This window comes from Pseudoflavonifractor sp. An184 (genome assembly GCF_002160305.1).
Lineage (GTDB): Bacteria > Bacillota > Clostridia > Oscillospirales > Oscillospiraceae > Lawsonibacter > Lawsonibacter pullicola.
In genome coordinates this window covers 1-22,916 of the sequence record NZ_NFKI01000001.1, presented here as the reverse complement: position 1 = coordinate 22,916, position 22,916 = coordinate 1, and the positions used below count along the sequence as shown (strand labels likewise).

Genomic DNA, 22,916 nt, shown 5'->3' with positions numbered 1-22,916 from the left:
CCTCTCACTTCCTGCCAACCAGCAGGGTGGAGCCGGAGAGGAACAGGCGCTTTCCCTCCCCGCGGGTCATGAAGGTCCCGTCTGCCGTAGGGAGCAGCCGCGCCTCTTGGAAGCCCTCCTCCCGCAGTTTGCGGAGAAAATCGTCCATATCCCCATACCGGGAGGGCTCCATCAGGTCATGAATGGCAAAGATACCGCCCTTCTTCAGCACCCGCAGGGTCTCCAGAAGCAACACCCGCTTGTCCGCGCCCATGACGTTGTGGTAGACGTAGTTGCTGGTCACTGCGTCGAAGGTCTCATCCGGGAAATCCAGATGGCGGGCGTCGCCCTTCTGAAAGGCAGCATTGTCCACCCCCTCGGCTTGAGCGTTCCGCTCACAGAGTTTCCGGCTGTAGGAGGCGTATTCCACGCCCCAGCGGTCGATGCCCACCATGCGGCCCTGGGGGTTCCGTTTGGCACAGGCGATGGTCAGCGCCCCGCTGCCGCCCCCCACATCCAGGCCCACGCCGCCCTCCGGAAGTTCAATGTATGAGGCGACGCCCTCGATGATCTGCCGGGACAACTGCCGCCCGCCCTCGTAGGAAAACATCGCCCGGGCGTACAGGCTCCACGCCGCCCCCGCCAGACATCCCACAGCGCCCAGGCCCAGGACTGCTCCGGCAAGATGCTTTGCCGTCCGGCCCATGGGCAGCCGTGATCTGACTGCAGCCGCGCTTCCCGCCGCCAGTACGCCGGTGGCGGTTCCCAGCCCCACGATCATGCCCCTGGGCATCCAATTCCGATAATCTGGCTTCATGGTCATCTCCCCTTCTGGATTCATCTTCAGTATCCATTTCCGATAATCTGATCTCATTTCACAAATCGCTCAGTCACCATTCCCAACAATAAATGCCCCCACTTCGGGGCCCTCATCCAGTACGGTAAATCCATCTTCTGTCTGCCTCAGCTTATATCCATAGACCTCAATTTCGTCATTACAGCGATACCGATAGCCAACAAGATAAGTGACAGGATCATCCGTAATGAAGCCGCCGGAGGTCAATTCGATCTCATAGTTGTTGATCCCCTTTTGCCCCAGCATATCCTCCAATAATTCATCCGTGAAATCACTGGCGGCAACACTGTTGTCAAATGCAGTCTGAAACCCTGCATCTGATGTAGCGGAAGAGTCCTGCTGCGGTAAGCAGCCCGCTAAGGAAAGGATCAAAACTGCAAAAACTGCAGCCAACAACGATTTTTTCATGCCAATCTCCCCTGTACTAAATTATGCAATCACACTTTTTCTCGCTCTTCCGCGATAGGTTGGTTCTCCTGTCCATGGCAGTGCCGCCCACAGCAAGGGTGCCCTTCGTGATGACAGCAGCAGCCTCCATCCGGGTCGGCAGGGTTCAGGTGCAGAAGATCGACCTTGACAACATGCTCTTGGGTATCCATCTGATTCAAGTGATCCATCATAGCAATGACTCCTTCGGAACTTTTTATTGGTAAGCATTGTATTTTCTTTTGGTTAGTTATTGCTAACCATAGGGCAATTATATAAAATTGCACCCCCGCTGTCAAGAAACAGACTGCCGCAGGACGGAAAATTGTTCCTGCGGCAGTCGGTTATTTTCTTTTAGGATTTTTGGGAAACCATCCACGCTCTACGCGATGGGCCTGTTCTTTCAGCTCCCGGATGCTCCACAGGCAGCCTGCCCCCAAAAGCCCCAAAACAATGGAGATCAGTCCCTGAACGAACAAGGCCCCACAGAGAAAGAGCAGACCTGCAATCAGAAAAACCGGCCAGACCCGCTGGGTGAAGTGGTATTCGCACCAGATTACCAGCGGATGGAATGCACCGATAATCAGCAGGGACGCCGCACCGACGGCGATCCCCTCAAAGTTTAGCTGCATAAGCATCACCTCAGGGCTATCATACCAGAAACGCGGAAAAATGGAAACAGCTCTTTCCGCAGTTTCCCCTTGACAGGTTCCACCCTCCATGCTATATTGATAATCAGATTATCGGTAATCGAATTATTGAACAAGGAGGCGATCAAATGGCAGTGGCGGACCGCTCCATTGATCCCCGGATCCTGGACAGCGCCCGAACGGAATTCCTTGCAAGCGGCTTTGAAAAGGCGTCTCTCAAAACCATCTGCGAGGGAGCCGGCGTCACCACCGGGGCGCTGTATAAGCGGTACAAGGGGAAAGAGGATCTGTTTTGCGCCGTGGTGGAGCAGACCGTGGCGGACCTGTATGAGGTGGCCCATGCCCGGGGGGATAAAGACCCCGCCGCCATGTCCGACCAGGAGTTGATCAAGGCATGGGATATGGACGGAGCGGACATGATGTGGTGGTTCCGTTTCCTCTACGACCGGCGGGACGACTTCTATCTGCTGCTCTCCTGCTCCCAGGGAACCCGGTACGCCAACTTCCCCCACGACTGGGTGGAGCTTCTGACGAAAGCCACCAGCGCCTATTTAGCGGAGGCCCAGCGGCGGGGCCTGTGCCGGAACGATGTGGAGCCGGCAGAGCTGCACATCCTGCTGTCCGCCTTCTGGACCACGATCTACGAACCCTTCATCCACCACTTTACCTGGGAGCAGATCGAGGCCCACTGCCGGATCGTCTGCGGCCTGTTTAACTGGCATGGAGCGCTGCATTTTCAGAAATAGGGAAAGCCTCTCCGGGCGGAGAGGTTTTTCACCGGCTATGAGTTAGCAATAACTAATTATCAAAAAAGGAGGTTCAGCTGTGTTTCAAAAAGTCTTGGAGTATGCGGGCGAGTACCGAAAGACCACCTATCTCTCCATGGTGGTGATGCTGATCGGCATTGTGATGAACGTGCTCCCTTTCCTGTTCATCTACCAACTGATCCGCCCCCTGCTTCTGGGGGGATCGCTGGAACTCGGATACGCGGCGTGGCGGGTGGCCGCCATTGCCGTCTGTGGGATCCTGTATGCCGTTTTGTATGTGAAAGGTCTGTCCCTCTCCCACCGGGCAGCCTACAACACGCTGAAAAATCTGCGGATCTCTCTGCAAGGAAAACTGGAGTGGCAGCCCCTGGGCGTGATTCAGGAGAAGGGCGTGGGCGCCCTGAAGAAGATGTTCATTGACGACATCGACTCCATTGAACTGCTGCTGGCCCACGCCCTGCCGGAGGGGCTGGCCAATCTGGCGGTGCCCGCCTTCGTCTTTCTCGCCATGTTCTTCGTGGACTGGAAGCTGGCGCTGCTCTCCCTGTGCGCACTGCCCTTAGGGTTGGTGGCCATGATGGCCATGTACCGTGCGGGCACCAGCAAGATGGGGGCCTACTACGCCTCGGCCCAGAAGATGAACAACACCATCGTGGAGTACATCAACGGCATGGAGGTGGTGAAGGTCTTCAACCGGGACGGGGAGTCCTACCAGCGTTTCGAGCAGGATGTGCGGGGCTACCGGGACTTCACCCTGGCCTGGTACAGGGTCTGCTGGCCCTGGATGGCCCTCTACAACAGCATCCTGCCCTGCGTGGCCCTGTTCACCCTGCCCATCGGGGCGTACCTGGTTTTACAAGGGTATTCAACCCTGCCGGACTTCGCCCTGGTGCTGTGCATGTCCTTCGGCGTGGGGGCGCCCCTGCTGCGGGCGCTGGGTTTCATGTCCACCCTGCCCCAGATCAACTACAAGATCACCGCGTTGGAGCAGCTGATGGGCGCGCCTGCTCTGGTGCAGACGGATAGGGCCTTCTCCGGTGAGGATCACTCCGTTTCCTTTGAGGACGTCCGCTTTGCCTATCAGGAGGACGAGGTGCTCCACGGCGTCTCCCTCACCGCACCGGAGGGGAGCCTCACCGCCCTGGTGGGGGAGTCGGGCAGCGGCAAGTCCACCCTGGCCAAGCTCCTGGTCCACTACTATGATGTGGCCGGCGGGAGCATCCGCGTGGGCGGCCAGGACATCCGGGAGATGAGCGTGGAGGCCCTCAACGACCAGATCTCCTATGTGGCCCAGGAACAGTTCCTGTTCAACATGAGCCTGCTGGAGAACATCCGCCTGGGCCGCCCGGAGGCCACGGACCAGGAAGTGCTGGCCGCGGCGGAGAAGGCCCAGTGCGGGGAGTTCCTCGCCCGGCTGGAGCACGGCATCCACACCATGGCCGGGGACGGGGGCAAGATGCTCTCCGGCGGGGAGCGGCAGCGCATCTCTCTGGCCCGGGCGATCTTGAAAAACGCCCCTATCGTGGTGCTGGACGAGGCCACCGCCTTCATGGATCCGGAGAATGAGGAGAAGATGAACGAGGCCATTGCCGAAGTGATCCGGGGTAAGACAGTCCTCGTCATCGCCCACCGGCTCCACTCCATTGTGAATGCAGACCAGATCTGCGTGCTGGACCGAGGGACGGTGGCCGATGCGGGCACCCACGAGGAGCTGCTGGGCCGCTGCCCGGCGTATCAAAAGCTCTGGCAGGCGGCGGAGGACAGCGCCCAGTGGGGTGTGAATCAGAGAGGAGGCGCGGCACAATGATCCAGCTGATGAAACGGATTCTGGCGGTATCCGGCCGGTACAAGGGGCGGATCCAAATTGCCTTTATCTTTTCGTTCCTGAAATCCCTGCTGGCCAAGGCGCCCATTATGCTGGCATTCCTGGCGCTGGCCGGTTTTTACAAGGGGACCATCACCGCCGGCGACTGTCTCCGGTACGGGGTCGCCATGGCAGTCTGCGTTTTGCTGCAGGTCCTCTTCCACCACATCGCCGACCGTCTCCAATCCGCGGCAGGTTTCCTGGTGTTCTCCGACATGCGCATGGAGCTGGGCGCCCACCTGCGGCGGATGCCCATGGGATACTTCACCGAGGGGAACATCGGCAAGATCAGCTCCGTCCTCTCCTCCGACATGGTATTCATCGAGGAGAACTGCATGACCGTGCTGGCGGACATGATGAGCTATATCTTCGCCCAGGCCATCCTGATTGTGTTTTTACTCTGCTTCAATGTCTGGATCGGCCTGGCTGCACTGGTGATCATCGGCGTCGTGCTGCTCATTGCCCGGGGCATGAAGCGGGAGGCCCTTCAGGACTCCGTGGCGCGGCAGGAGCAGAACGAGAACCTCACCGAGGCGGTGCTGGACTTTGTGGAGGGCATTGGGATCATCAAGACCTACAACCTGCTGGGAGAAAAGTCCCGGGAGTTGACGGACAACTTCCAGAGGAGCTGCGACACCAATCTCCAGTTTGAAGAGGACCACTCCCCCTGGCAGCTGCGGCTGAACCTGGCCTACGGCCTGGGGGCGGCGGCCATCGCAGCCATCGCCCTGGCGCTGGAGAGCGCCGGACTCATGAGCGTCCCCTACCTGGTGGGCATCATGCTCTTCGTCTTTGACCTGTTCGGCCCCATCAAGGCCCTGTATACCCAGGCCACCCGGCTGACCGTCATGAACAGCTGCATGGACCGGATCGAGGAGGTCTTTCACGAGCCGGAGCTGCCGGACGACGGCCGGGACTCCATCCCGGAGACCGGCGAAGCCCCGGAGGTGGAGTTCCAGCATGTGCGCTTTGCCTACGGGGAGAAAGAGGTATTGCACGACATCTCCTTCTCCCTGCCCCGGCACCAGATGCTGGCCCTGGTGGGGCCCTCCGGCGGGGGCAAATCCACCATCGCCAACCTGCTCACCCGTTTTTGGGACGTGAAGGACGGACGGGTGCTGGTCCGGGGGAAGGACGTGCGGGAGGTGAAACTGGCCGACCTGATGGACCACATCAGTATGGTGTTCCAGCGGGTTTATCTCTTCCAGGATACCATCTACAACAACATCGCCATGGGCCGACCAGACGCCACTCGGGAGGAGGTGCTGGAGGCGGCCCGCAAGGCCCGGTGCTACGACTTTGTGATGGCTCTGCCCGATGGGTTTGACACGGTGATCGGCGAGGGCGGGGCAAGCCTCTCCGGCGGGGAGCGGCAGCGGATCTCCATCGCCCGCTGCATCCTGAAGGACGCCCCTATCGTCATCTTGGACGAGGCAACCGCCAGCGTGGACGCGGACAACGAGAGCTACATCCAGCAGGCCATCTCGGAACTGGTGCAGGGCAAGACCCTGCTGGTCATCGCCCACCGGCTGAACACCATCCGGGGCGCGGATCAGATCCTGGCCATCTCGGATGGAGAGATTGCCCAGCGGGGCACCCACCAGTCGCTGATGGAGGAGGATGGCATTTACCGGAACTTCGTCACGGTGCGACAGCAGAGCCGGGGGTGGAACCGCAAAGCCGGCGCATAGCAAAAGAACATATTCCCGGGACGCAGTGTCGAAAGGACACTGCGTCCTTTTTTCCTGCACAGGGCTTGACAAAGGGAATGTCGCGTGGTATATTCAAAACATCGTTATAAAACATTGTTATGAATATAGTTTGAAAGAAGGTGACCGTATGGCGAAGCAGAAGCCCGGCGTCTATGATCGTGTTCTGGAGTGCGCCAAGGAGGAGTTCCTGTCCAAGGGGTTTCTGGACGCATCCCTGCGGACCATTGCCCAGGAGGCGGGCACCAGCACCGGGTCCATCTACACCCGCTTTGGGGATAAAGAGGGCCTGTTCCGGGCCATTGTGGAGCCGGTGGTGTACGAGTTCCGGGCCATGTTCCGGGAGATTCAGGAGAGTTTCCATCAGCTGGACGGCGAGACCCAGCAGGCGGAGATGGGCCGGTACACCGCCCGCCACCAGATGGACCTGCTGGACTACATCTATGACCACTTCGACTTATTCCGCCTCCTGCTGGATGGGGCGCACGGCACCCGGTTTGCCTGTTTTCTGGACGAGTTGGTGGACATCGAGGTGGAGTATACCTACCGGTACATGGAGGTCATCGGCTGTGAGAGCGTGAAGTCCGGCCAGGTGACGGAGGAGTTCATCCACATCATCGTCACCGCCTATTTCAACGGCATGTTCGAGGTGGTGCGCCACAACATGGACCGGGCCGCCGCCCATCGCTATGTGAAGATGCTCAACGACTACCATATGGCGGGCTTCAGCACGGTGTTCGATCCCCAGCCCTGAATCAAGCAGGCTGTCCCCCCTTCTGGGTGCAGCCTTTTGATTTCACAGAAAGTTAGCAATCACTAACCATTAAGGAGGAATTCACGATGAAGCAACAAAATCCCATGCTTCGGCTATGGGAACTGGGTAAGGCACAGCACGGCAGCCTGATTCAGGCCATCCTGTCCGCCGTGGTGGGGGTGCTGTGCGGCATGGCCCCCTACTTCGCCGCCGCCCAGATCATTCTCGGCCTGCTGTCCGGCAGACAGGAATTCTCGTTCTACCTGACCTGGTGCGCCGTGGCCCTGGCAGGGTTCCTACTGCGGGCCAGCCTGTATTCCCTGGCCCTGTCCATCTCCCATAAGGCTACCTTCTCCATTCTGAAGTCCATCCGGGAGAAAATTTTGGAGAAACTCCCCAGAATGCCTCTCGGCACCATCCTGGATACCTCCAGCGGCCAGATGAAGCAGGTCATCGTTGACCAGGTGGAGAGCATGGAGCGGCCCCTGGCCCACCTGCTGCCGGAGATGACCGCCAACGTGCTGGGGCCGGTTTGCATCCTGATCTACCTCTTCGTGCTGGATTGGCGGATGGCCCTGCTGAGCCTGGTGTCCATCCCGGTGGGCATGGCCTTCATGATGGCGGTGATGGCGGGCTACGGCAAGCAGTACGAGGGCTCCGTCAAGACCACCCAGGCCATGAACAGCGCCATCGTGGAGTACATCGGCGGCATTGAGGTCATCAAGGCCTTCAATCAGGGGAAGCAGTCCTACGCCCGGTTTTCCGACAGCGTAAAGGCCAACGCCTCCTACTTCTACCACTGGATGAAAAGCTGCCAGCTGCCCATCTCCCTGTCCAAGGCCATCTCCCCCACCACCATGATCACCATTTTGCCGGTGGGCTGGCTCCTGTATGCCGGCGGGAGCCTGCCGGTGGAGACCTTCATCACCACCATCGTGCTGTCCCTGGGCATCGCCGGACCGCTGCTGTCCGCCATGGACTTTGTGGACAGCCTGGCCAAGGTGGGAACTATCGTGGGCTCAGTGGACGAGATTTTGAACGGTCAGGAGCAGGACCACGGGAACGCCCCGGTGCAGTTCCAGGGGCGGGACATCGCCCTCTCCCATGTGTCCTTCGGCTACCACGCGGACAAGGAGGTCCTCCACGACGTGTCCCTCACCATCCCCGCCGGCACCATGACTGCCTTTGTGGGCCCCTCCGGCTCCGGCAAGTCCACCATCGCCAAACTGATCGCCGGGTTCTGGGATGTGTCCGCCGGCGCCATCACCCTGGACGGGCAGGATCTGAAGAAAATCCCGCTTCCCCAGCTCTATGACCAGGTGGCCTTTGTGTCCCAGGACAACTACCTCTTTGACGAGAGCGTCCGGGAGAACATCCGCATGGGCCGCCCCAATGCCGCCGACCAGGAGGTGGAGGCTGTGGCGAAGGCCGCCGGGTGCGACGATTTCATTCGGGCCCTGGAACAGGGCTATGACACCATCGTGGGCGGAGGCGGCGCCCACCTCTCCGGCGGGGAGCGGCAGCGCATTGCCATCGCCCGGGCCATGCTGAAGGATGCCCCCATCGTGGTGCTGGATGAGGCCACAGCCTACATTGACCCAGAAAACGAGGCCCTGGTCCAGCGTGCAGTGGGCAAGCTGGTTGCGGGCAGGACGGTGCTGGTCATCGCCCACCGCCTGAGCACCATCACCGGCGCGGACCAGATCGTAGTGGTGAACGGCGGACGCATCGAGGCCGCCGGCAAGCATGAGAATCTTTTGGAAACCTGCCCCCTCTATCGTGAGATGTGGCAGGCTCACATGGGTGTAAAGGAGGGAGAGCAGGCATGATCGAGGTTTTGAGAAAGATCTGGCGCTTTGCCGGTGAAGAGCAAGGCAATATCCGCAAGTCTATGGTGCTGGGGTTCTTTTATGCCATCTTCCACATGTTCCAGATCGCCGCCATCTATGTAGTGGTCCTGGCTCTGGTGGACGGTTCCACTTCTGTCGCCCCGGCCTGGGAGGCCCTGGCCTTGCTGCTGGTCAGTATTCTGGGGCGGGCGATCATGAATCGGTTCAGTCAGCTCCAGCAGACCCACGCCGGGTATTTCATGGCGGCCAACAAGCGCCTAAGCATGGGCGATAAGCTCAAGCGCATCCCCATGGGCTACTTCAATGACCAGAGTTTAGGGGAACTCACCGGCATCGCCACCACCGTCCTGGACGAGGTGGAGAGCGCCGGGGCCATGGTGCTGGTCACCATCCTGGGCGGGCTCATCAACTCCGCCGTCATGCTGCTGTGCGTGCTGTTCTGGGACTGGCGCATCGGCCTGCTGGCTCTGGCCGGGATGGCGCTGTACCTGCTGCTCCTCTCCCGCATGGAGAAACAGTCCGCCAAAATCGCGCCCAAGCGGCAGCGGGACGAGGCCCGGCTGGTAGAGGCGGTTCTGGAGCAGCTCCAGGGAATGAGCGTCATCAAGTCCTTCAACCTCACCGGCAAGGGGGACAAACGGATCCGTCAGGCCCTGGAGGACAGCCGCGTCAACAATCTGGCGGTGGAAAAGCTGTTCACCCCCTACATCTGGGCCCAGGAGATGGCCCTCCACCTGTTCAGTGTGGTGATTTTGGCTGCCGCCGTGTGGCTGTACCTGAATGGCAGCCTGACTCTGGCCAACGCTCTGATGGCGGTGATCATCTCCTTCCTGATCTTCTCTCAGATTCAGTCCGCCGGCAGCGGTGTGTCCGCCCTGCGGCTGGTGGGCAGTTCCATCGACCACGCCAACCAGGCGGACCAAATTCCGGAGATGGACCAGGACGGCGCGGCGCTCCATCCGGACTCCCACGACATCGTGTTCGACCATGTAAACTTCTCCTACGGCAGCCGGCCCATCTTGAAGGATGTGTCCCTCACCATCCCGGACAGGACCACCACCGCTATCGTGGGGCCCTCCGGCTCCGGCAAGACCACCCTCTGCAACCTGATCACCCGGTTTTGGGACGTGGAGGGCGGCCGGGTCGCCATCGGCGGCCGGGATGTGCGGGAATACACGTTAGAATCCCTGATGAAACAGGTGAGCATGGTGTTCCAGCGGGTGTACCTCTTCCATGACACCATTGAGAACAACATCAAGTTCGGCTGTCCCAACGCTACCCACGAGCAGGTGATGGATGCGGCGAAGAAGGCCTGCTGCCATGACTTCATCTCCGCCCTGCCGGAAGGGTATGACACGGTCATCGGTGAGAGCGGGGCTACCCTGTCTGGTGGTGAGAAGCAGCGGATCTCCATTGCCCGGTGTCTGCTGAAGGATGCTCCCATCGTCATCTTCGACGAGGCCACCGCCAACGTGGACCCGGAGAACGAGGACCAGCTTCAAAAGGCCATGGAGGCTTTGACCCGGGAAAAGACCGTGCTGATGATCGCCCACCGGCTGAAGACCGTTCGCAACGCCGACCAGATCCTGGTGCTGGATCAGGGCCGCATCGTCCAGCGGGGCACCCATGAGGACCTGATCGGCCAGGAGGGCATCTACCGGAACTTTGTAACTCAAAGGGCCGAGGCCGGCAAGTGGTCGCTGTAAATCTTTATGAAAAATCAGCGCCAGGCTGCAACAATCTTGCGCAGCCTGGCGCTGATCCAGTTATTGTGATGCGAGCCGCTGTTTTCACATAAGCCGGATGACCGGAACATCCTTCAGCCTCTGCATCAGCCATCTGCTATATTCCATTTTTAATTTCCTGCTCTTCGCCATCAATGTCTATTTTATAGTCCATCCCCACCACCGTCTTGATGTATCCCGGATGTTTGGGGTCCTCCTCCAGTTTTCTTCTCAGCCGCCAAATGATATTTTCCACGGAGTTTGTTCCGTGGAGATATTCCTCCCCCCAAGCGGCCTCATAGAGCTGCGCTTTGGAGAACAACTGCCCTGGTGAACTGGCCATGCAGTAGAGCATGGCATACTCCCCATGATTGAGCTCCACTTCCCTGCCTGCCATGAGCACCCGGCGTTGCTCGTGATGGATCTCCAGATCCCCGATGTGCAGCACGGAGGCGGACAGATTGGATACATCGACCACCTCTGCCCTTTTACCCTTCAGCGCGTCCATGACGGCCTGGAACACGCTGCCGTCCGGATCCTGCGCATAGATGACGATGATCTCTGCCAATCTCTCCCCCTCCGCAAGACGGAGGAGGCCGAGCGAATGGCCTCCTCCCTGCTATGCTCAAGATTTTAACTTTGCCGCGGCTTTCAAGCACCGGAAACTCTCGTCGCTGATGACGTGCTCGATTCGGCAGGCGTCCCGCTCAGCTGTGTCCGGGTCTACGCCCGCCTCAATGAGCCGGTCGGTAAAGAAGCGGTGCTTCTCATAGGTCTGCTCTGCCACTTCCCGGCCCACATCGGTGAGATGCAGGGAATAGTCCTCGTCCATCGTGAGAAAGCCTCCGTCCCGCAGGGTCGCCACCGCATTGCAGACGCTGGGCTTTGTGACCTCCAGGTGCCGGGCCACATCTACAGAGCGCACCATGCCTTTCTGCCTTTGGAGCACCAGAATGGCCTCCAGGTAATCCTCTCCAGATGCGTGGAGTTTCATGGCGTCCTCCCCTCAGGCGGATATTTTTTGCTCTGCCTGCCACATGGCCGCGTACTTCCCGTTCTTGGCCAGCAGCTCCTCATGGGTACCGGCCTCTGCGATCTTCCCGTCTGCTACCACCAGGATCTGGTCCGCATTCTTGACAATGGACAGGGTATGGGCAATCATCACCACGGTCTTTTTCTCCTTGAGCAGATTGGCAATGGCCTGTTTCACCGCCAGCTCGTTCTCGATGTCCAGGGACGCCGTGGCCTCGTCCAGCAGCAGAATGGGACTGTTCTTCAAAATGGCCCGGGCAATGGAGATGCGCTGGCGCTCACCGCCGGAGAGCAGATTGCCATTCTCCCCTGTGGGGGTATCATAGCCCTTCTCCATGCTGCGGATAAAGCCGTCGCAGTTGGCCTCCCGGCAAGCCGCCTCGATTTCCCCATCGGTGGCATCAGGGCGTGCGTGGTGGATATTGTCACGGATGGTGTCATCAAAGAGGAACACATCCTGATCCACCATGGAGATCTGCTCCAGCACCCGCTCCGCCGCCACATGGCCCGTGGGCCTACCGCCAATCGCAATAGTGCCGCCGGTGGGTTCATAGTATTTGGCAATCAGGTTCAGGATAGTGGACTTGCCGGAGCCGGAGTCCCCCACGATGGCGGTGAGCTTCTGGTCCGGTACTGTAAATGTGGCCTGCTTCAGCACAGGCTCTCCGGGGACATACGCAAAATCCACATGGTCAAAGGTGATCTCATGGGTATCCGTCTGGAACGGTTCCATACTGCCGCTCTCCTCCGGCTCCTCCATGACGCCCAGGATTTTGTTTTTGGAGATCATCAGGTTTTTATAACTGGTGAGATCCACAAAAATGGTGTTGGCCAGCTTCGCGCAGAACAGGGGCAGCATACAGATCAGCAGGTAGGACACGGTATCCAGTGTCCCGGCCGCCCATGGCGCATACGCTGCCCAGATGACCAGCGGGCAGGCCAGCCAGGTCAGGATGCTCAGTCCCGCCCCCACCGGGAGCACCTTGGCCTCATACACATAGCTGATGCGGCAGAATGCCCGCATGGCGTCAATGACGGTTTTATTCTTCAGACCGCCCACACCGTAGGCCCGGAAGGTCTGAATACCGGATACATACTCCACAATGCTGCTGACGTTCTCCGCGCAGATGTCGTTCTTCTCCTGGCCGTATTTCCGGACCATGCGGAAGGATAGCCACAGGCCGGGGATCAGCAGCAGATCCGCCGCCAGCAGGATCAGCCCGGCGGGGACGTAGACAGTCATGACAAACACGATCAGCATGAGGGACAGGGCGAAGCTCTTCGCCAGGTCCCCGATCTTATGGGTCAAAATCTTTTCATAGTTATTGACGTCGCTGGTGATAGTGTTGATGTAGTCGCCGGTCTGCCCCTGGGTAAACCGGGATAACGGGATGCGTTTGAGATGGTCCCCCATGAAGAGGCGGATGTTCCGGCTGACCTCCGCACCGCCGATTTGGGCCTTGGTATAGCCATAACTGTAAATCAGGATACGGAGCAGGAAGATCCCGGCAATCACACCGGTCAGCACCAGGGCCTGATCCATGTCGAACCGACCAGACCACAAGAATTGCATCACCGCATAGAGCAGCATGAAGAGGCTGCCGGAGAGCATGCCCTCCAGCACGGTCCCCGCAACGCCGATATAGAAGTTTCGGTTCTTCTTCAAAACCTCATGGCCCACGCCGCTCTCTCTGGCTCCTTCGGAGCTATTCACCTTGTGCTCACCCATTGTCCTCGCCCCCTTCCAGCTGATAGGTGATGTTCCGGGCCTTTTCATAGTCCTCCCATGCTTTCCGGTAGTAGGCGTTCTTTCGACGAACCTCCTCATGGGTGCCCACGCTGGTAATCGTGCGGTTTTCCACCACGGCCACCCGGTCGCACAGTTTCAGGGCACTGAGCCGGTGGGCCACCACAATGACGGTCTTGCCCTTGCAGAGATTTTGGATGGCTTTGTCGATCTCCATTTGATTTTCCGGGTCGGAGGCACTGGTGGCCTCGTCCAAAATCAGGATCGGGGCATTTTTCAGGATGGCCCGGGCGATAGCGATGCGCTGCTTTTCGCCGCCGGAGAAGCGGGAGCCGAAGCTGCCCACCTTGGTGTCGTAGCCATCCGGCAGGGACATGATAAAGTCGTCGATCTGTGCCTCTTTCGCGGCCGCCCGCACCTCCTCCAGACTGGCGCTGCTCCCCATGCGGATGTTTTCCAAAACGCTGTCCCGGGTCAGGAAGGTCTTCTGGAACACAATGGCCACGTTTTTTAGAATGGTGTCGTAGTCCAGCTCCTGCACATTTTTCCCGCCGATCAGCACCTCGCCCTCCTGCACATCATAGAACCGGGAGACCAGTTCAATAATGGTGCTCTTGCCGGCGCCGGACTGCCCCACCAGGGCCATACGCTCCCCGTCTCTGATTTTCAGGTTGACGCCCTGCAGCACGTCGGTCTTGCCGTCATAGGAAAACCGCACGTTCCGCAGTTCAATGTCGTGGCTTTCGGGGAAGTCGCTCCCGCCCTGATAGACAGGGATGTCCAGGATCTCCTTTGCCTTGGTGACAGCGCCCAGCACATTGGCGAAGTTGGTTCCCAGCTCTTGCAGGGGCCGAATCTCGGTCAGGTACAGGGAACCCACATAGAGGAACAGCAGAAAGGCGCTGGCCGTTAGGGAGCCTCTCAGGAAAAACATCCCGCCAAGAGGCACCATCAGCAGCATGCCGCACTCGATAATGACCACAAAGGCCGCATAAGGCGGCCCCATCCGCCGGGAAGTTTCATTCCACATGGCGTTTTCCTCGCGGATGGCATCGGAGAATTTTTGAAAGGACTTGCTCCCCATGTTGTAGGCCTTGATCAGTTTCATGCCGTTGATGTACTCGATCATGACGGAGTTCAAGGTGCTGATGGAGCGGTTGGCCCGGTCCATCAGGTCATCCGTATTGCGGAACATGACCCCCATCACAGCGACGGCCAGGATCAGCGGCACCAGAGAGACCAGCGCCAGGGGGATATTGACGGTCATCAGGTAGGCAAAGACCACCACCGGTCCTACCAGATAGCACACCAGATCCGGCAGGTTGTGGGCCAGGAACAGTTCCAGTTTCTCAATATCCTCGTTCAGCACCGTCTTGATGTCCCCGGTGCGCCGCTCATTCAGAGCGCCCAGGGGCGCCCGGGCCATGTGCTCCGCCACCATGCAGCGCACCTTGAACAGCGCCCCGTAGGCGCCTTTGTGGGCGGCTACCCCGGAGCCGCCAAACAGCACAAAACGCAAGGCCACGGCCACAGCGATCATCGCCGCGATCCGTACCACCAATTCGGTGGTACAGGTCCCGCTGAAGGCGGCATCCATCAGCTGATAGATCCCCATATAGGGGACAACAATGCACAGCCCTCCGGCCGCTGACAAAAAGACTGCCAGAAACAGCCAGGCTTTCTGCTCCCCCGCCCAGTGGAGCAGCAGGGCCACGCGGTTGACCTTTTTCTGTTTCATCGGTCATCTCTCCTTTCCATTTGAAACTGAAACAGAGAACAGCTCTCTCAATTTCGGGAGGGCTTCCATGGCAACAGGGACATCATCGGGCATCTCGCCCTCGTCAAAGTGCAGGACCCGGGAGCAGGTGCGGCAGATAAATTCAAAGTCGTGGGTGACGATGAAGATGACTTTTCCCATGTCGGATAGGCGGCGGATCAGCGCCGCCACCTGAGCCATGCTGTCAAAGTCCAGGCCGCTGGTGGGTTCATCGAATACCAGCAGGTCTTTTCCGCAGATCATGCTGACGGCCACGGCCACCCGCTGTTTCTGTCCGCCGGACAGGGTATTGGGATGGCGCTCCCGGCACTGAGCCAGCCCCAGCTCCTTCAGGGTGGCGTCTACCAAAACCTTGTCCGGGTTCCGGATGCCGAAGGAGCACTCCGCCTCCACGCTCTCGGCGAACAGCTCGTAGTTTACGTCCTGCATCACCATGTAGGACTGCTTGAGCCGATCCCTGCGCTCCATAGGCCTGCCGTCCCACTGGAACTGACCGTCACAGTCCTTGTGGAGCCCGCACAGGGCCCGAGAGAATGTGGTCTTTCCGGCCCCACTGTGGCCCACCACGCCGATGACCTCTCCCCTTCCGGCGGAAAGGCCGATCCCGTGAAGGATGGTGCGCCTCTTATAGCGCAGGGAGACATCGTTCAACGACAGCACCGATCCCCGGACCGGGGCATGGCCGGGCGGCGGGAGGACGTCCATCAGATCCGTTGCCCGCAGCCCCATCTGTTCCCGCTGTGCCTGGGACAGCCGACGGAGCTCTTCCGGTGTGAATATCCCTTTGATCTCTCCTCGGTCCAGATACACGATCCGGTCTGCTATGTCCATCAGGTAGTAGAGCCGGTGCTCCGCAATCAAAATGGTCTTTCCCTGCCCTTTGATCAGCCGCAGATGCTCCCGTAGTTCTTGGATGGAGGTCATATCCAGGTTAGAAGATGGTTCATCCAGCAGGTAGATCTCTGGGTTCATGGCGTAGACGGATGCGAAAGCGATCTTCTGCTTTTCCCCGCCGGACAGTTCGAAGATATTGCGGCCGCGGAGACTCTGGATGTGCAGGTCCTCCGTCGTCTGTTCCACGCGCTCCGCCAGTTCCCAGGGCGGCCGGGCCTCATTCTCGATGCCGAAGGCGATCTCGCTGTCCGTGTCCACGTTAAAAAACTGCGTTCTGGGATTCTGGAACACTGACCCCACCTTGGCGGCGATCTGGTACATGGGGAGGCTGCTGATCTCCTGCCCGTCTACCAGCACACGGCCCTGAAGTTCTCCCTGGTAAAATTGAGGGATCAGTCCGTTCACCAGCCTTGTGATGGTAGTCTTGCCGCATCCGCTGCGCCCACAGAGCAGGACGCACTCCCCATCCGCGATGGTCAGGTCAATGTCCCGGAGGCCGTCATGCTCCTGCCCCTGATAGGTAAAGGATACCTGTTTCAGTTCGATCATCCAAATACCCCCTTCCCATAGAGGCCCGCCGCGAAAAAGGCGCCAAAACAGAGAATTGCCGCCGCATCCGCCGGCCCCATGCGGATCTGCACCAGGCAGGTCCTTGGTTTTGGGTTCTCGATTCCCCGGGTGATGGAGGCGATGGACAGTTCATCCGCCGCCTTGGATGCCGCCATCATCAGCGGGACGTAGATGCACTCTACGGTCATGCCGGGATGGGTCAGTAGTCCTTTCAGGGACGGCGACACATCCCGCAGCCGCATAGCGTCCTTGATGAACCGCCAGTCCTCCTGAATGGTGGGGATATAGCGGAGCATGACCGCCAGCGGGATCACCAGATTTTTCGGCGCATGGACACGGTTCATGGCTGACAAAAACTCGCTGACCTTAGTGGTGGAGATGACGATGCCTGACAGCATCCCGCAGGGGTACACCTTGTGGAACAGGCCGAGGAATGTGATGAACATGGTGCGCCAGGTCCCGGTCATGGTATCCATGATCCAGAAGGTGAGCAGGACGATCAGCCCGTAGAACGCCGCGCCCTTCCAGGCGTACTTCCACTTTCCGCAGCAGGCGCCAAACAGCCCAATCAGCACCACGAGTCCCAGCTCATAGTACAGGGACAGGGCCATCATGGCGGAGAGGATGCAGAGCAGGAGCAGCAGGATTTTCGTCCTTGGATCCAGCCAGAGTCTTTGCCGTGGGGATGTTCCGCCGTTCATGCGGTGATCCCAGCCTTCTCGAACTGTTTCTTCAGCATCTTGCCGCCGATCCACCCGCTGAAGGCCGCGATGACCAGCGTGCCGACGACGATGACCGCCAGCAGCCAGGAGGGCGCGGAGGCGCTCATGGTGTCAATGTAGGACTGCTCCGTGCCGTTATCCAGCATAGTGCTGGCCCAGCCCTCCGGGTCGATAAAGAATACCACATAGGTGTAGATGCCGCCCAGGGAGATCAGCATGTAGGACAGCAGGTTGATGGCCTTGTTGCGGTAGTGACCGGCGCCGGCCACAAGGTCCGCAATGATCCCCATGCCGATGTACCCCAGGGAGAACGCCCAGTGCATCCCCGTGGCAAACCAGATGATTCCCATGATGATGCCGAGGATGGTGACGCTCCAGCGTTTCTGCACCTTAGCGACCATCAGCAAATAGATGGGGCCGCACAGCAGCGCCGCACCCATGGGCATGTAAAAGGTCAGAACCGGGTTTGGCGCAAAGGGCAGACCGCCAATCAACGTAAAGACAAAAAAGATGGCGCTGAAAATGCCGGTGGTCACAAGGTCCTTGACCGTAAGGCCCTTCTTCAGTGAATTGGCTTGGCTGCTCATAGTTTTCCTCCTGTTTCATAACGTGTTGACTTTTCATAGGCGATGTGCTACCATTCGGTTAGATGTCGCTAACCATCGCCTATACACTACACGTGGTCTGGACATCTTGCAAGGGTTTGAGACGAGGTTCGTCTCTTCGTTGCAAAAGTTCGTCCAACCGTTGTAAAGAGGAGGCGAGTCTTTTGTTATGCCCGAAATGACGGAGCCATACTATGTATCCATGCTGAAGGGCCACGGTTTTACCCCCGACCCCGACGATCACCAGTATGGGGCCTTGGGCCTCTGCTGGAAAATCTCCCAGGAAATCGGGGAGGGTTCCTACTGGACCTATGGACAGAAGGACCTCTACGACATTAAGATCCACAACTTTTTCTTCCATAAGGACTCCCTGCTGGAGTTCTCCCTGCCGGAGTGCCTGAGCATTACTCGCTATGACTCCATCTCCGGGGAAGAGCTGTCGCCCTACCGCCGGCTGTCCGCCGGGTGCATCAAGACCTATATCGGCGGGTATGAACCGTATCAGGTTCTGATCCACAAGAACATCCCCATCCACTCCATCGGCATCGAGATCATGCCGGCCTACTATGAGGACTACCTCAAGAAGCAATACCCGGAAGAATACCGAAACCCAGTGGAGGCGTTCCGCAAAATCGACCAGACCACTGATTTCCCGGAGATGTCCAGACTGCTTTCTGAAGTCCAGAACTATCGCGGGGATGGGATCGCCGCCAAGCTGTTCTATGAGAGCAAGGTGGCGGAGGCCCTGTCCCTTGTGGTTGAGTATCAGAAGAAAAGGCCGGCAACCCCCAGCAAGTTATCCCAGTCGGATCTGGAGCGTATCCAGACCGTAGCCGCCTATCTAAGCGACCACTATGCCGCGGAGATCCCCATGGAGCGGCTGACGCAGATCGCCTGCATGGGAACCACGAAACTCAAGAGCAGTTTCAAAAAGGTTTACGACTGCACCATCACAGAGTACATCCAGCAGCGCCGCATGAGCCAGGCGGAGTACCTGCTGACCAACACAGACTTATCCATCGGCCAGATCGCTCAGACCGTTGGCTACTCCACCTCCAGCCGCTTTGCGGAGCTGTTCCGGAAGAGCACCGGGCTGCTGCCGGGAGAGTTCCGGAAAGTGGGAAGCCGGTAATAGGGCATGAAACTTCATGCGCCGTGGGCGCACCACGATAACAGGCAAAAGTAAGCGGCACATGAAGTTTCGCGCATGTGGGCCGTCTCCGGCCCACGCGCTGAAATTCCATGCCGTGCCGTCAGAGACGGCACAGGGCGCTTTTGCTATGCTTTTGCATAGCAAAAAGGAACTGGATACCGCCCTTTAATGGGTGGCATCCAGTTCCTTTCAATCTTCCATTCCCGATTGCCTGTTATGAATATCTATTTTATAGCCTGCACCCACTACCGTCTTGATGTAACCCGGATGTTTGGGATCCTCCTCCAACTTTCTTCTCAGACGCCAAATGATATTTTCCACGGAGTTTGTTCCGTGGAGATATGCCTCCCCCCAGGCGGCCTCATAGAGCTGCGCTTTGGAGAACACCTGCCCTGGTGAACTGGCCATGCAGTAGAGCATGGCATACTCCCCATGATTGAGTTCCACTTCCCTGCCCGCCATGAGCACCCGGCGGTGCTTATGATGGAGCTCCAGTTCCCCGATGCGCAGCACGGAGGTCGCAGGGGCAGCAACATCGACTACCTCTGCCCTTTTACCCTTCAGCGAGTCCATGACGGCCTGGAACACGCTGCCGTCCGGGTCAGTGGCCCGGATGACGATAATCTTCTCCATGCTGCTCACCTCTATTGTTTCGTTATCTGGATATCTCAATTCAATACAATAAAGATTATGATTCAAAATGAAGTGATTACATCCTTGTCGGGGTGGCTCCAAAATGACTCTGATTTAGATGATTCATTGTAAATGCGGTGACACTGGCCACCACATGACTGACCAGAACCGCAACCCAAATTCCATTTAGGCCAAAGCCCAGATAGGAAAGTAAATAGGCCAGAGGAATCCGGACTGCAATGTAATAGAAAATCATCAAAAACATACTCTTTGATGGCTTTCCCATACCATTGAGGGCACCTAAATAGCAATTTGTGACGGTATTAAGAACATATCCAATGCTGACAATCAAAAAATATGTTCCAACGATAGTGGCCACATCCTCACTGCGAACAAATAGAACGGAAAGCCGTCTTGAAAACCCGACCACCAAAACAGAAAGAATTACAAGCAAACCACAGCCGTAACCCAATGCACATTTCAGATAGTCTTTAGCCCTGTCGTATCGACTTCCGCCAACGCACTGCCCGATGATGGTAGTTAAGACCATGTTTAGCGCCATCGCCGGGTAGAAAAGTATGGTTTCCAATTTTCCTGTTACCCCATAAGCCGCTATTGCAGTGACGCTATATGTGCTGACAAGTGCGGTGAGAGAAGTTGTGCTGATGGCCGGGATGCTTTGCTGAATGACAGAAGGAATTGCCTTCTGAATAAGTGGCAATATATCACTCTTATCAAATGCAGAGATTTTGAACGCAAACAGATTCTTCTTTTTCAGATAGGCCAGCATGAACAGTAAGCAAATTACCTGAGAAAGTAGTGTAGCAATCGCCGCGCCGTGAAATCCGATGAAGTGGATAAAAATAGGATCGAGGATCGCGTTCAAAATTGTTGACACCAGCATGGCTACTGCTTGAAACATAGAATTGCCGAAGCTCCTCAATACAGCGGTAAAATAAAGGTAAAGGTAAACCGCCAAATATCCGAGGATATAGATCGCCAAGTAGCTGTATGCCATATCATAAGTTTCAGCTGGGGTGTTCAAAACCTTCAAAATTCCCGGAAGCAAAGCCTCAAGCAAAATCGTCACGAGAAAGGAGAAAGCTACCGCAACGCTGAATGATGTGGCAATCAAACTTTCTGTCTTTTTCTTATCCTTTGCGCCAATCGCCTGGGAGATCAGGATCGACACACCATTAGTCGCCCCCATCGCAACAGAGGTTAAGATCAGAATGATAGGAGTGGAGTTTGTCAAAGCGGCATAAGCCGTTTCTCCGAGCAAATTTCCGATCCACAGGCTGTCTACAAGGTTATACATCATATTGAGGAACATGGCGGCAATCATCGGGAGCGCCATCGCCATAAGGCAACGCTTTGTGTTCCCGCCTATAAAGTCGATTTTAGTTGGCATGATAATCACCTTTCTTAATAATTGAATGAATAACATTCATTAACAGGTCCTTAAAAATCCCCCGCCCCAGAGCGGGGGATCAGTTTCAAAGGTGTAATGCAAATATAAGAAATTCACGGATCCTTTTTGACTTATCATCTTGTGTCAAATCGTCTGCCAGCAGGATACCAAGCTGCCCATATACACAGAACATCGCAGCGGCCTGAATATCATCAAACTGGATTTCACCCTTTTGCCGAGCGCGTAGCAACAATTTTTCTACAAGCGGAACCAACTTCTCACAGACTTTGAGAGAAAGCTGATCGTGGAATTTCTTGTTTTCTGCGCCGTGAAAGACTGAATAATATTTTGTGTCCCGTTCTTCCATAGTGGCAGGCATATCTTCAATGATCTGCCGTAAGGTCTTGTGATCGTCCTTTTCAGCACCGATAAACTGCTCCACCAGGACATCCGCATATTGTTCAATCGCGCTGTCAAACAGCGCCTCTTTAGACGGAAAATAGCGATAGCATAGACCCTGTGCCACACCGATTGCTTTTGCTATATCCGTAATCGAGGTCTTTTCATATCCATTTTCCCCGAACAATTTGAGGGCAGTATCTAAAATCTCCTGCTTGCGTATTTCCGGCTCCTTTGTAACCCGCATAGTCTGAGCCTCCTTTCTTTCTATGATAGCACTCCCTTTCTAAAAAATCAATGAGTGAATATCAATCATTTTTCACCCATAGCAATACACGCCGTGTTACCAACCTTTTCCCATGATACATTATGAAAAAATGCTGAAAGCATGGAGACGAGTTCGGCTTCAGAGTAAATCTTCACATCTCCTTCTTTACTATGACGCACATAAAAATTCATGATCACGCGACCTACAAAAGGTTGCCAGCAATCTCCCATCAGGAAAGTGCCGCCCGGCTTCAATACTCGGTTTATCTCTCTTAATACATCTTTCGGTGCAGGATAATGATGAAAAGAGTCGTTGCAATACACAACATCAAAGGCGTTGTCCGGGAAAGGGAGTGCCTCGCTGTCCCCCAACAATAGCTTGACTTGTTCCGGTAGTTTCGATTTCGCAACAGCAAGCATTTCCTCTGATAGATCAATGCCGCACAATTCTTTATGGGGATCTTTCTGCAAAATGAGCTTTAGCACTTCACCAGTCCCGCATCCCAAATCGAGGGCAGATTGAAACGGAATGTGCGACAGCTTTTCCAGCAGGACGGGATAAAGAGAGCGGGCGTGCTGGCCCTTAATATCTTTATCATAGGTGGCAGCCTGCTGATTAAATGCAGCTTTCGAGTTTTCTTTTATGGTGTTCATGGTTTGACCTCCTTTCCACCAATTAGTATAGCACCCTTTTTTGAAATGTCAATGAATAATGTTCATTCATTTTTTGCTAATTACAAGTAAAAGATTAACTATCGCTTCTCCCCTCTTCTTCAATGCGGATAATCCAGACGATACCCTGTCCCCACCACTGTTTTGATGTACGCCGGATGCCTGGGGTCCTCCTCCAGTTTTCTTCTCAGCCGCCAGATGGTATTCTCCACGGAGTTTGTCCCGCGTAGATATTCCTCGCCCCAAGCGGCCTCATAGAGCTGCGCTTTGGAGAACACCTGCCCTGGTGAACTGGCCATGCAGTAGAGCATGGCATACTCCCCATGATTGAGTTCCACTTCCCTGTCCGCCATGAGCACCCGGCGGTGCTTATGATGGAGCTCCAGTTCCCCGATGCGCAGCACGGAGGTCGCAGGGGCAGCAACATCGACTACCTCTGCCCTTTTACCCTTCAG

23 protein-coding genes are annotated in these 22,916 nt (G+C 57.0%); 7 read left to right on the top strand and 16 right to left on the bottom strand.

The features are described 5' to 3' along the window. Positions 1-4: 4 nt before the first annotated feature. The 4 genes from B5F19_RS00110 to B5F19_RS00100 form a co-directional block, all read right to left on the bottom strand. Positions 5-796 (bottom strand): class I SAM-dependent methyltransferase, encoded by a 792-nt coding sequence (locus B5F19_RS00110; protein ID WP_204248275.1) that lies wholly within the window; start codon positions 794-796, stop codon positions 5-7. A gap of 69 nt (positions 797-865) precedes the next feature. Then, a complete protein-coding gene (locus B5F19_RS00105) occupies positions 866-1,243 on the bottom strand; it encodes a hypothetical protein (RefSeq protein WP_087286271.1) in 378 nt (125 codons plus the stop codon). 29 nt (positions 1,244-1,272) lie between these two features. Beyond that, the gene (locus tag B5F19_RS16960) at positions 1,273-1,455 is read right to left on the bottom strand and encodes a hypothetical protein (protein WP_140394122.1); all 183 of its coding nucleotides are present in this window, start codon (positions 1,453-1,455) and stop codon (positions 1,273-1,275) included. Positions 1,456-1,605: 150 nt separating this feature from the next. After that, positions 1,606-1,893: a DUF4491 family protein gene (locus tag B5F19_RS00100; RefSeq protein ID WP_306792531.1), complete on the bottom strand. Its 288-nt coding sequence runs from the start codon at positions 1,891-1,893 to the stop codon at positions 1,606-1,608. Positions 1,894-2,039: 146 nt separating this feature from the next. Between B5F19_RS00100 and B5F19_RS00095 the strand changes: the two genes are divergently transcribed. The 6 genes from B5F19_RS00095 to B5F19_RS00070 all read left to right on the top strand — a co-directional run bounded on the left by B5F19_RS00095 (position 2,040) and on the right by B5F19_RS00070 (position 10,561). Next, complete coding sequence (locus tag B5F19_RS00095; RefSeq protein WP_087286265.1) at positions 2,040-2,657, top strand: TetR/AcrR family transcriptional regulator; 618 nt, start codon at positions 2,040-2,042, stop codon at positions 2,655-2,657. A 79-nt stretch (positions 2,658-2,736) separates the two neighbouring features. Further along, entirely contained in the window at positions 2,737-4,485 is a 1,749-nt protein-coding gene (locus tag B5F19_RS00090) for an ABC transporter ATP-binding protein (protein ID WP_087286262.1), read from the top strand. Next, positions 4,482-6,233: an ABC transporter ATP-binding protein gene (locus B5F19_RS00085; RefSeq protein ID WP_087286259.1), complete on the top strand. Its 1,752-nt coding sequence runs from the start codon at positions 4,482-4,484 to the stop codon at positions 6,231-6,233. Before B5F19_RS00090 ends, B5F19_RS00085 begins: the two co-directional genes overlap by 4 nt. 148 nt (positions 6,234-6,381) lie before the next feature. Further along, positions 6,382-7,005 carry a TetR/AcrR family transcriptional regulator gene (locus B5F19_RS00080; RefSeq protein ID WP_087286254.1) on the top strand — a complete coding sequence of 208 codons (624 nt, stop codon included), beginning with the start codon at positions 6,382-6,384 and terminating at the stop codon, positions 7,003-7,005. A gap of 86 nt (positions 7,006-7,091) precedes the next feature. Then, complete coding sequence (locus B5F19_RS00075) at positions 7,092-8,834, top strand: ABC transporter ATP-binding protein (protein WP_087286246.1); 1,743 nt, start codon at positions 7,092-7,094, stop codon at positions 8,832-8,834. Continuing rightward, on the top strand, positions 8,831-10,561 hold the full coding sequence (locus B5F19_RS00070) for an ABC transporter ATP-binding protein (RefSeq protein WP_087286242.1): 1,731 nt from the start codon (positions 8,831-8,833) through the stop codon (positions 10,559-10,561). Before B5F19_RS00075 ends, B5F19_RS00070 begins: the two co-directional genes overlap by 4 nt. A gap of 136 nt (positions 10,562-10,697) precedes the next feature. Here the strand turns inward: B5F19_RS00070 and B5F19_RS00065 are convergent, their stop codons facing one another. The 7 genes from B5F19_RS00065 to B5F19_RS00035 are packed head-to-tail and all read right to left on the bottom strand — an operon-like array spanning position 10,698 to position 17,908. After that, positions 10,698-11,147, bottom strand: coding sequence for a response regulator transcription factor (locus B5F19_RS00065; protein ID WP_087286240.1), 450 nt, complete (start codon positions 11,145-11,147; stop codon positions 10,698-10,700). Positions 11,148-11,204: 57 nt separating this feature from the next. Then, complete coding sequence (locus B5F19_RS00060; RefSeq protein ID WP_087286237.1) at positions 11,205-11,573, bottom strand: metal-dependent transcriptional regulator; 369 nt, start codon at positions 11,571-11,573, stop codon at positions 11,205-11,207. Positions 11,574-11,585: 12 nt separating this feature from the next. Continuing rightward, on the bottom strand, positions 11,586-13,340 hold the full coding sequence (locus B5F19_RS00055) for an ABC transporter ATP-binding protein (protein WP_087286233.1): 1,755 nt from the start codon (positions 13,338-13,340) through the stop codon (positions 11,586-11,588). Next, on the bottom strand, positions 13,333-15,096 hold the full coding sequence (locus tag B5F19_RS00050) for an ABC transporter ATP-binding protein (RefSeq protein ID WP_087286231.1): 1,764 nt from the start codon (positions 15,094-15,096) through the stop codon (positions 13,333-13,335). The genes B5F19_RS00055 and B5F19_RS00050 overlap by 8 nt, the downstream gene beginning before the upstream one ends. A gap of 3 nt (positions 15,097-15,099) precedes the next feature. Next, complete coding sequence (locus B5F19_RS00045; RefSeq protein WP_087286228.1) at positions 15,100-16,578, bottom strand: energy-coupling factor ABC transporter ATP-binding protein; 1,479 nt, start codon at positions 16,576-16,578, stop codon at positions 15,100-15,102. Beyond that, positions 16,575-17,300 carry an energy-coupling factor transporter transmembrane component T gene (locus tag B5F19_RS00040; protein WP_087286225.1) on the bottom strand — a complete coding sequence of 242 codons (726 nt, stop codon included), beginning with the start codon at positions 17,298-17,300 and terminating at the stop codon, positions 16,575-16,577. The genes B5F19_RS00045 and B5F19_RS00040 overlap by 4 nt, the downstream gene beginning before the upstream one ends. After that, on the bottom strand, positions 17,297-17,908 hold the full coding sequence (locus B5F19_RS00035) for an MptD family putative ECF transporter S component (protein WP_087286222.1): 612 nt from the start codon (positions 17,906-17,908) through the stop codon (positions 17,297-17,299). Before B5F19_RS00035 ends, B5F19_RS00040 begins: the two co-directional genes overlap by 4 nt. A gap of 187 nt (positions 17,909-18,095) precedes the next feature. Between B5F19_RS00035 and B5F19_RS00030 the strand changes: the two genes are divergently transcribed. Next, positions 18,096-19,058, top strand: coding sequence for an AraC family transcriptional regulator (locus B5F19_RS00030; RefSeq protein WP_087286221.1), 963 nt, complete (start codon positions 18,096-18,098; stop codon positions 19,056-19,058). 210 nt (positions 19,059-19,268) lie between these two features. Here B5F19_RS00030 and B5F19_RS00025 read toward each other — a convergent pair whose 3' ends face one another. The 5 genes from B5F19_RS00025 to B5F19_RS00005 all read right to left on the bottom strand — a co-directional run. Next, on the bottom strand, positions 19,269-19,712 hold the full coding sequence (locus B5F19_RS00025) for a winged helix-turn-helix domain-containing protein (protein WP_087286218.1): 444 nt from the start codon (positions 19,710-19,712) through the stop codon (positions 19,269-19,271). 76 nt (positions 19,713-19,788) lie between these two features. Beyond that, on the bottom strand, positions 19,789-21,123 hold the full coding sequence (locus B5F19_RS00020) for an MATE family efflux transporter (protein ID WP_087286216.1): 1,335 nt from the start codon (positions 21,121-21,123) through the stop codon (positions 19,789-19,791). A gap of 85 nt (positions 21,124-21,208) precedes the next feature. Then, positions 21,209-21,769, bottom strand: coding sequence for a TetR/AcrR family transcriptional regulator (locus B5F19_RS00015; protein ID WP_087286213.1), 561 nt, complete (start codon positions 21,767-21,769; stop codon positions 21,209-21,211). Between the two features lie 65 nt (positions 21,770-21,834). Further along, entirely contained in the window at positions 21,835-22,443 is a 609-nt protein-coding gene (locus B5F19_RS00010; protein ID WP_087286210.1) for a class I SAM-dependent methyltransferase, read from the bottom strand. Between the two features lie 119 nt (positions 22,444-22,562). Next, on the bottom strand, positions 22,563-22,916 hold a 354-nt coding region (locus tag B5F19_RS00005), incomplete at its 5' end, for a response regulator transcription factor (RefSeq protein WP_140394121.1).

Coding starts and splice junctions, on each gene's coding strand:
- B5F19_RS00110 (WP_204248275.1), bottom strand. CDS start 796: ATGAAGCCAGATTATCGGAATTGGATGCCCAGGGGCATGATCGTGGGG.
- B5F19_RS00105 (WP_087286271.1), bottom strand. CDS start 1,243: ATGAAAAAATCGTTGTTGGCTGCAGTTTTTGCAGTTTTGATCCTTTCC.
- B5F19_RS16960 (WP_140394122.1), bottom strand. CDS start 1,455: ATGATGGATCACTTGAATCAGATGGATACCCAAGAGCATGTTGTCAAG.
- B5F19_RS00100 (WP_306792531.1), bottom strand. CDS start 1,893: ATGCAGCTAAACTTTGAGGGGATCGCCGTCGGTGCGGCGTCCCTGCTG.
- B5F19_RS00095 (WP_087286265.1), top strand. CDS start 2,040: ATGGCAGTGGCGGACCGCTCCATTGATCCCCGGATCCTGGACAGCGCC.
- B5F19_RS00085 (WP_087286259.1), top strand. CDS start 4,482: ATGATCCAGCTGATGAAACGGATTCTGGCGGTATCCGGCCGGTACAAG.
- B5F19_RS00080 (WP_087286254.1), top strand. CDS start 6,382: ATGGCGAAGCAGAAGCCCGGCGTCTATGATCGTGTTCTGGAGTGCGCC.
- B5F19_RS00075 (WP_087286246.1), top strand. CDS start 7,092: ATGAAGCAACAAAATCCCATGCTTCGGCTATGGGAACTGGGTAAGGCA.
- B5F19_RS00070 (WP_087286242.1), top strand. CDS start 8,831: ATGATCGAGGTTTTGAGAAAGATCTGGCGCTTTGCCGGTGAAGAGCAA.
- B5F19_RS00060 (WP_087286237.1), bottom strand. CDS start 11,573: ATGAAACTCCACGCATCTGGAGAGGATTACCTGGAGGCCATTCTGGTG.
- B5F19_RS00055 (WP_087286233.1), bottom strand. CDS start 13,340: ATGGGTGAGCACAAGGTGAATAGCTCCGAAGGAGCCAGAGAGAGCGGC.
- B5F19_RS00050 (WP_087286231.1), bottom strand. CDS start 15,096: ATGAAACAGAAAAAGGTCAACCGCGTGGCCCTGCTGCTCCACTGGGCG.
- B5F19_RS00045 (WP_087286228.1), bottom strand. CDS start 16,578: ATGATCGAACTGAAACAGGTATCCTTTACCTATCAGGGGCAGGAGCAT.
- B5F19_RS00040 (WP_087286225.1), bottom strand. CDS start 17,300: ATGAACGGCGGAACATCCCCACGGCAAAGACTCTGGCTGGATCCAAGG.
- B5F19_RS00035 (WP_087286222.1), bottom strand. CDS start 17,908: ATGAGCAGCCAAGCCAATTCACTGAAGAAGGGCCTTACGGTCAAGGAC.
- B5F19_RS00030 (WP_087286221.1), top strand. CDS start 18,096: ATGCCCGAAATGACGGAGCCATACTATGTATCCATGCTGAAGGGCCAC.
- B5F19_RS00025 (WP_087286218.1), bottom strand. CDS start 19,712: ATGGAGAAGATTATCGTCATCCGGGCCACTGACCCGGACGGCAGCGTG.
- B5F19_RS00020 (WP_087286216.1), bottom strand. CDS start 21,123: ATGCCAACTAAAATCGACTTTATAGGCGGGAACACAAAGCGTTGCCTT.
- B5F19_RS00015 (WP_087286213.1), bottom strand. CDS start 21,769: ATGCGGGTTACAAAGGAGCCGGAAATACGCAAGCAGGAGATTTTAGAT.
- B5F19_RS00010 (WP_087286210.1), bottom strand. CDS start 22,443: ATGAACACCATAAAAGAAAACTCGAAAGCTGCATTTAATCAGCAGGCT.